Source organism: Pseudomonas sp. P4_C3, from assembly GCF_056402075.1.
The window spans coordinates 1-7,836 of the sequence record NZ_JBFUIC010000214.1 but is presented as its reverse complement, the minus strand read 5'-3'; the positions used below and the strand labels follow the sequence as shown (position 1 = coordinate 7,836).

8 protein-coding genes are annotated in these 7,836 nt (G+C 60.2%); 2 read left to right on the top strand and 6 right to left on the bottom strand.

All coding sequences use genetic code 11. From position 1 onward, the window contains the following. The 5 genes from AC1DVH_RS23320 to AC1DVH_RS23300 all read right to left on the bottom strand — a co-directional run. The coding region (locus tag AC1DVH_RS23320) for an FAD-binding oxidoreductase (RefSeq protein ID WP_477755801.1) at positions 1-338 on the bottom strand (338 nt) is incomplete at its 3' end. Further along, entirely contained in the window at positions 335-1,006 is a 672-nt protein-coding gene (locus AC1DVH_RS23315; RefSeq protein ID WP_477755800.1) for a LutC/YkgG family protein, read from the bottom strand. The genes AC1DVH_RS23320 and AC1DVH_RS23315, both read right to left, overlap by 4 nt. Beyond that, a complete protein-coding gene (locus AC1DVH_RS23310; protein ID WP_477755799.1) occupies positions 1,006-2,460 on the bottom strand; it encodes a LutB/LldF family L-lactate oxidation iron-sulfur protein in 1,455 nt (484 codons plus the stop codon). The genes AC1DVH_RS23315 and AC1DVH_RS23310 overlap by 1 nt, the downstream gene beginning before the upstream one ends. Continuing rightward, entirely contained in the window at positions 2,457-3,281 is an 825-nt protein-coding gene (locus AC1DVH_RS23305; RefSeq protein WP_477755798.1) for a (Fe-S)-binding protein, read from the bottom strand. Before AC1DVH_RS23305 ends, AC1DVH_RS23310 begins: the two co-directional genes overlap by 4 nt. A gap of 149 nt (positions 3,282-3,430) precedes the next feature. Then, the gene (locus AC1DVH_RS23300) at positions 3,431-5,125 is read right to left on the bottom strand and encodes a lactate permease LctP family transporter (protein ID WP_477755797.1); all 1,695 of its coding nucleotides are present in this window, start codon (positions 5,123-5,125) and stop codon (positions 3,431-3,433) included. A 261-nt stretch (positions 5,126-5,386) separates the two neighbouring features. On the opposite strand from AC1DVH_RS23300, the gene AC1DVH_RS23295 reads away from it, so the two are divergent. After that, a complete protein-coding gene (locus tag AC1DVH_RS23295) occupies positions 5,387-6,154 on the top strand; it encodes a GntR family transcriptional regulator (protein WP_477755796.1) in 768 nt (255 codons plus the stop codon). An 83-nt stretch (positions 6,155-6,237) separates the two neighbouring features. On the opposite strand, the gene smpB is transcribed toward AC1DVH_RS23295, so the two are convergent. Further along, complete coding sequence (gene smpB, locus AC1DVH_RS23290; protein WP_008057382.1) at positions 6,238-6,720, bottom strand: SsrA-binding protein SmpB; 483 nt, start codon at positions 6,718-6,720, stop codon at positions 6,238-6,240. Positions 6,721-6,838: 118 nt separating this feature from the next. On the opposite strand from smpB, the gene AC1DVH_RS23285 reads away from it, so the two are divergent. Beyond that, on the top strand, positions 6,839-7,836 hold a 998-nt coding region (locus AC1DVH_RS23285; protein WP_477755795.1), incomplete at its 3' end, for a sodium-dependent transporter.

Here is a 7,836-nt window from a genome sequence, read left to right as displayed (position 1 = left end):
CCAATCACGCCCGGTTGCAGACGAATCTGTGTGCCTTGCCCGCGAATCTCACGCGCGTTCCAGTTATCCCCAAGCACGATCAAAACCGAATCGCTGATGGCCTGACCAGAGAGGCTGGTGCCAGCGGCGCGGAAAGTTACCGGAACGTGATCGCGCTGCGCCAGTTTCAGTAGCGCCACCACTTCGTCTTCGGACTCGACGCGGATTACCAGTTGCGGAATCAACCGATAGAAACTGGCATCGGTGCCGAAGGCCAGGGTCGACAGCGGGTCGTCGAAGCGTCGCTCTTGTGGAATCAGTTGCTGTGCATCACGCAGGAAAGCAGCCGGTAGACTCATTGGTCCTCCAGGATCAATACCACCAGGTCTTTCGGACCGTGGGCGCCGTACGCCAGCACTTGCTCGATGTCGGCAGTCTTCGACGGGCCGGACACCAGCAACGCATTGGTCGGCATGCCCTGGGCCCATTCGAACTCCTGCTGCACCTGATAGAAGTTGTCGCGGATTTCACTGGCCTTGAGCAGGGCGAAATGCACCGGTGGTGCGAGGCTCATCAGGCGCGGTTCTTCCCGCGTCGGCCAGAGAATCAGGCTACCGGTCGCCGCGATGGCGCCGAGGCTGGCGGTCAGGCTCGCCGGGGTGTCGTTGAACAGTTCGGCCTTCCATTCTTCAACCGGGCGGTCGTAGGCCTTGAGCTTCGGTAAATCGGGATTGTTCGCCCAGTGCTGTGTGATCCGTTGACCGTGGGGCGTTGTCGGTGCGATCAGCAGACTCGGCAATTGGCGCTCGCGCAGCAATTGCGCGAGTAGCGTCGGCCATTCTTGGCCGGACGTCAGATGAATTTCCGTGTGCACCGCTTCCATCAGTTTGCGCAGTTGCGCAATGCGTTGCTCAGGCGCGTAGGTGTAAGGCTGGGTCACCAGATCGATATCGAAGTTATCGGCCACTGGCGTGGTGCCTGTCAGACTTTTACGCAGTTTGGCGAGGATATTTTGCTTGGCGCTCATCAACGGTCTCCCTGTTTGGCCAAATGCTCGCGGGCCATGTCATGCAGTGAGCGGGCGGCGGGTTTGGGTGCGCTGTGGTTTTGCGTCCACGGACCGACATTGCTCGGCGTGAGGGCGCGCAAACGGGTGGCGAAGAATCCGAACAGGCGATACAGCGTCGGCGAGCTGTTGAGCTTCGCCCAGGCATTCCAGATGAACCGCTCCTTGCGCGAATACTTGCTGCCCTGACCGCGCATCACTTGATGGGGGCTGTCGGGGGCCTTGACGTTTTCTTCCCGCAGGCGACGCAACAGAGCAGGGATCGRAATTTTCACCGGGCAGACTTCACCGCAGGCGCCGCACAGCGACGAGGCGCTCGGGTGATCCGGCACTTTCGCCAGGCCAACCATGTGCGGGGTGATGATTTTTCCGATAGGCCCGGGGTAAACCTCCCCATAGGCGTGACCACCGATTCGGGTGTAGACCGGGCAATGATTCATACAGGCGCCACAGCGAATGCAGTTCAGGGTCTGGCGCAGTTCGCTGTCGGCAAAGGCCTGGCTRCGGCCGTTGTCTAGCAGTACCAGGTGCACCTCCTGCGGGCCGTCGAGTTCATGTTCCTTGCGCGGGCCGGAGATCATGTTGACGTAAGTGGTGATCGGAATGCCCAGGGCCGAGCGGGTCAGCARTGACAGCAACGGCACCACATCGCGCAGGTTCTCGACGACTTTTTCGATGCCGGTGACGGCGATATGCACGGGCGGCACCGTGGTGGTCATGCGGCCGTTGCCTTCGTTTTCTACCAGCAGCAGGGTGCCGGTTTCGGCTACGGCGAAGTTGACACCGGAGACACCGATGTCCGCTTCGAAGAATTTCTGCCGCAAGACCTTGCGACCGATCTGAATGAGTTGGTCAACGTCCTTGGTGTATTCCACGCCAAGTTTGTCGTGGAACAAGGACGCGACCTGACCGGCATTCTTGTGGATTGCCGGCATGATTATGTGTGAAGGCTTCTCGTGGTCGAGCTGGACGATGTACTCGCCCATGTCCGATTCCAGGCATTCAATGCCCCGATCAGCGAGGAAATGGTTCATCTCCATTTCTTCGCTGACCATCGATTTGCCCTTGATCACTTGCCGCCCCTCGTGAGCGCGGATGATCGAGAGGACGATGCCATTGGCCTCGTCCACCGTTTCCGCCCAGTGCACTGTCACACCGTTGCGGGTCAGGTTCTGTTCCAGTTGCTCGAGCAGGTCGGGCAACTTGGAGAGCGCGCGGGCACGGATTGCATTGCCCAGTGAGCGCAAGTGTTCTCTTTCATGGGCATCGCTGAACGCCGCTGCCCGTTTGCTCATCAGTGAATCCATCGCCTTGCGAAAGTTGTTTCGCAATTGCGCGTCACCCAACGCCTTGTGGGCGCGGGTGCGGAAATCTTCTTCTACGGCAACCGTAGGAATAATCGCGGAAGTGCTCATCGGGCACCTCCGGTACGCTGCCAGAGGAAGCTGGCCAGATGCTGACCGCGTAACGCTTCCTGCTGTTTTTCCAGCGAGCCGTTGATGTTCATCAAGYAGCCGCAGTCGGCACTCAATATCTTGTGCGCGCCGGATTCCTTCAACGCCCGGGTCTTGTCAGCCACCATCGCGCCGGAAATGTCTGGCATACGGACGCTGAATGTCCCGCCGAAGCCACAGCATTCACTTTCGTGGTCGTGGTCGACCCGTTCCACGTTGCTCAACTGCGCCAATAATTCGCGGCCGTGCAGGTGGGTGTTCATCTCGCGGCGTGCCGAGCACGAGGTGTGCAGCGCCACTTTTACCGGCTCGCCGCTGTCCTTGAGCTGCACCTTGCAGACAAACAACAGGAACTCGGCCAGCTCGTAGGTTCTGGCCGCCAGGGCCTGAACCTGTTTCAACGTCTCCGGCTCGTCCTTGAACAAGTCGGCGTAATGTTCGCGCAGCATGCCCGCGCAAGAGCCCGACGGCACCACCACCGGATAGTCGCCGGCAAACAGCGCCAGTTGCGAGCGCGCCACGGTCCGTGCCTGTTCGGTGTAACCCGAGGTGTAGGCCGGTTGGCCGCAGCAACTTTGCCCTTGCGGGTACTCGACACGAATGCCTTCGCGCTCGAGCAGGTGGATCGCATCCATCCCGGCTTGCGGGTAGAACAAATCGACCACACAGGTCCCGAACAGGTAGACCCGTAACGGTTTCTCGCTGGGGTATTGTCGAGGCTCGGGCAGTGGCGGGGCGACACGGGTCGCATTCGGCACGGCGTTGTAAAAAAGCTCGCTCATCAGGCGGTCTCCGGGTGGTCCCGGTTATTCGTCTGTTGAGGCTGCTGAATATAGAGCGGCAAGCTTTCAGCAGCCTTACAGACCGGGGTGTGAATAGCGGACGCCGGGGGCGTGGCCCGGCGTCGGTTTTTATCGTATTGCCTGTAGTCCTAGTGCACCAGCATGCCGGTGAACCAGTAGGCCTGGGCCAACGTGATCAAGCCGACAATCGTTGCAAAGAATAGGCTGTGCTTGAGGGTGAAGCGGAACAGATCCGATTCTTTGCCCACCAGGCCGGTCGCGGCGCAGGCCACGGCGATCGATTGTGGCGAGATCATCTTGCCGGTCACGCCGCCGCTGGTGTTCGCCGCCACCAGCAGGGTGTCGTTGACACCGATCTGGTGCGCAGTGGTCGCTTGCAGCGAACTGAACAGGGCGTTGGACGAAGTATCGGAACCGGTGAGGAACACGCCCAGCCAGCCGAGGAACGGCGAGAAGAACGGGAACGCTGCACCTGTCGCCGCCAATACCAGGGCCATGGTCGAGGACATGCCCGAGTAGTTGGTGACGAAAGCAAACGCCAGCACCATGCCGATGGACAGGATCGGCCAACGCAGTTCGTAGAAGGTCTCTCTCAAAGTGGTCAGACCAGTTTTTAGATTGACCTTCAGCACCAGCATCGAGATCAGCGCCGAGAAGAAAATCGCCGTGCCGGTGGCGGAAATCGGGTCCAGTTTGAACACTGCCGGAAGGGCAGTCGGCGCGGCCACGATCGGTGCGACCTTGATCACCATCTGGTCCAGGTGCGGGATGGCGAAGTTGAACACGAAGCTGTACATCGAACCGCCGGCGGCGAACATCGCCTTGAACGGTTTCAGGGTCCAGATCGTGACCAGTACGGTGAGGATCAGGAACGGCGACCAGGCCTTGAAGATTTCCCCAAGACTGTAGGGCGAAGCCACGGTGGTGCGCTTCTGGCCGAAACCACCGACGCTTGCGCTCACCACGGAGGCCGAGACAGCGCCGACGATGTGTTGGCCGGCGGCGCGTTTTGGTTGCCAGACTTTCAGGAACAGGGTCAGGGCAATCAGGCTGACCAGGGCCGAGGTGATGTCCGGCAGTTCCGGGCCGATGAAGTTCGAGGTGAAGTACTGGGTGACGGCAAAGCTCAAGCCGGCCACCAGGGCTGCCGGCCAGGTTTCCCGCACGCCGCGCAGGCCGTCCATCATGAACACCAGCCAGAACGGCACGAACAGCGACAGCAGCGGCAATTGGCGACCGGTCATGGCGCCGATCTTGAAGGCGTCGATGCCAGTCACTTGCCCGGCCACAATGATCGGAATGCCCAGCGCGCCAAAGGCTACCGGCGCGGTGTTGGCGATCAGGCACAAGCCGGCGGCGTACAGCGGGTTGAAGCCCAGTCCTACCAGCAGGGCTGCGGTAATCGCCACCGGAGCGCCGAAACCGGCCGCCCCTTCGAGGAAGGCACCGAAGCAGAAGCCGATCAGCAGGACCTGCAGGCGCTGGTCGTCGGTGATCGACAGGACCGAACTGCGGATGACTTCAAACTGACCACTCTTGACCGTCAGTTTGTAGAGGAACACCGCTGCCACAATGATCCAGGCAATCGGCCACAGGCCATAAGCGAAGCCATACCCGGCGGCGGCGAACGCCATATCGACCGGCATCTGGAACGCGAAGATCGCCACCAGGATCGACAACGCCAGGGTGATGCTGCCGGCCACATGGCCTTTGAGGCGGAACACGGCCAAAGCCAGGAAGAAAAATACGATAGGGATAACGGCTGCGAGTGCGGACAGGCCGAGGCTGCCGAGCGGGGTATAGAGCTGTTGCCAGGTTTGCATATGGGGTGGCCCCTAATTGTTGTTGGTCAGGCACTGATCAGCGTTCTTGGTTAATTGGTAAGACCAATTTACAATCGCTGTTGGCTAGGGTAAAAGCCTTGTAGGCGGTGTGTCAATTTGCCGCCCTAAAACTTTTGTCGAATGCGAAGTGCGCAGGTCGTCTGTCTGGTATGACCAAATGCGCTGTGGCAGGTGCTGGCGCGGCGCCGATAGGCCAGAATAGAGCCCCGGCGAGCCGTCGGATCGTGGAGTAATCGAGTTATGGGGTTTGATCAGATTCGTCAGCGCCGTTTGTCTGACGATATTGTCGAGCAGCTTGAGGGCATGATCCTCGAGGGCACGCTGAAAGCGGGTGAGCGCTTGCCGGCCGAGCGCGCGCTGGCCGAGCAATTTGGCGTGTCACGCCCTTCGTTGCGCGAAGCCATTCAGAAGCTGACCGCCAAGGGCCTGCTGGTCAGTCGCCAGGGTGGCGGCAACTATGTGGTGGAATCACTGGGTAGCACCTTCAGTGATCCCTTGTTGCATCTGCTGGAAAGCAATCCTGAGGCGCAACGYGATCTGCTGGAGTTTCGCCATACGCTGGAAGCGTCTTGCGCCTACTACGCGGCGCTGCGTGCCACGGAGGTGGATCGCGAACGGCTGACCGCTGCGTTCAACGAACTGCAGGACTGCTATTCCCGTCACGAAGAAGTGAGTCGTGCCGAAGAGGGGGCTGCAGACGCAAGTTTTCACCTGGCGATCGCCGAGGCCAGCCACAATGCCGTGTTGCTGCACRCCATTCGCGGGCTGTTCGACCTGCTCAAGCGCAACGTGGTGACCAACATCGGTGGCATGTACAAGCAGCGCACCGAAAMCCGCGACATGTTGATCGCGCAGCATCGGGAGTTGTATCAGGCGATTATCGAGGGGCGGGCGGAGCAGGCACGGGAAGTTTCCAGTCGACACATTCTGTATGTACAGGAGGTGCTGGAAGAAGTGCGTCAGGAAGTGCAGCGCATGGCCCGGGCGGAGCGGCGCAAGGGGATGTGATCGTTAAAACAAAAGATCGTCCGAACGCGGCCCGAGCCTGCGGACGATCTTTTCGAGGGCGCCGCGACACTCAGGCGGAAAAATCAGTCTTCCTTGCCCTTGTTGCGCACCGCACGCTGCAACTCGCGACCGGCGTCGCGTTCGCGCTCGGTATCGCGCTTGTCGTATTCCTTCTTGCCCTTGCCCAGCGCGATCTCGCACTTGACCATGTGCTTGCTCCAGTACCAGGACAGGCACACGCAGGCGTAACCCTTTTGCTGCACGGCAGCGGCCAGCTTTTCCAGCTCGCGCCGATTGAGCAGCAATTTACGGGTGCGCACCGGGTCAGCGATGACGTGGGTACTGGCGGTCGTCAGGGGCGTAATGTGGCTGCCGAGCAGCCAGGCTTCGCCATCCTTGAGCAGTACGTAGCTGTCAACCAGCTGCAGCTTGCTTGCCCGCAGACTTTTTACTTCCCAGCCGGCCAGGACCAGACCAGCCTCGAACCGATGTTCGATGAAGTAATCGTGTCGCGCCTTTTTATTTTGCGCGATGGTCCCTGTTGGGTGTTTCTTCTGTTTAGCCATAGGGGCGGCATTATAGGGAGTTGCACGCGAGTCGGCTACGGTGTTGCTACGTGCTTGAGCAGGTTGATTGAATCCCGGACAATGCGGCCTCTTTTTTGAACGCTTGGGCGTGATAACGATGTCGACAGACAAGGTTTCTGTCCACGGCAGTTGGGCTAGCCGCTGGGTCTTCATACTCGCCGCGACCGGTTCGGCCGTGGGGCTGGGTAGTATCTGGAAATTCCCGTACATGGTCGGTGTCTATGGCGGCGGCGCCTTCGTGCTGATGTTTCTGGCCTGCATCGCGCTGATTGGCGTACCGGTCATGCTGGCCGAAACCCTGATCGGCCGGCGTGCCCGGCAGAGCCCGGCCAATGCCTTGAAGACGCTGGCGGTCGAGGCGGGGCACTCGACGAAATGGTCCTGGGGCGCATTTGCCGGGATGATCACGGCATTGCTGATCCTGTCTTTCTACAGTGTGGTTGGCGGCTGGTCGCTGGATTACATCAYCGACATGGGGCGTGGCGATTTTCAGGGCGCGACGCCTGATCAGGTGGGGGCTTACTTCGGCAATGTGATCGCCGATCCCTGGCGCCTGACACTTTGGCACACGATTTTCATGCTGTTGTCCGCGGTGGTGATCGCCAAGGGCGTGGTTGCCGGGCTTGAGCGCAGTTTGCGCATCATGATGCCGTTGTTGTTCGTGATGATCCTGGTGCTGCTGGGCTACAGCATGACCACCGGTCATTTCATGGAGGGCGTGCATTTCATGTTCGACTTCCACCCGGAAAAGGTTCTGGACGGCTTGTTGCCCGCGATGGGGCATGCGTTCTTTTCCCTGAGCGTGGGCGTCGGCTCGATCATGATCTATGGCGCCTACATGCCGAAGAACTCGTCGATCTCAGGGACGGTCGTCGGCGTGGCGCTGCTCGATACCTTCGTTTCCCTGGTTGCCGGACTGGCATTGTTTCCGATTGTTTTCGCGGCGGGCCTGAATCCGAGCGAAGGGCCGGGGCTGATGTTCGTCAGCCTGCCGTTTGCCTTCGGTAACGTGGCGTTCGGGCAATTGATGGGGGTGGTGTTCTTCGTGCTGGTGGCGGTCGCTGCCTGGAGTTCGGCGATTTCCCTGCTTGAACC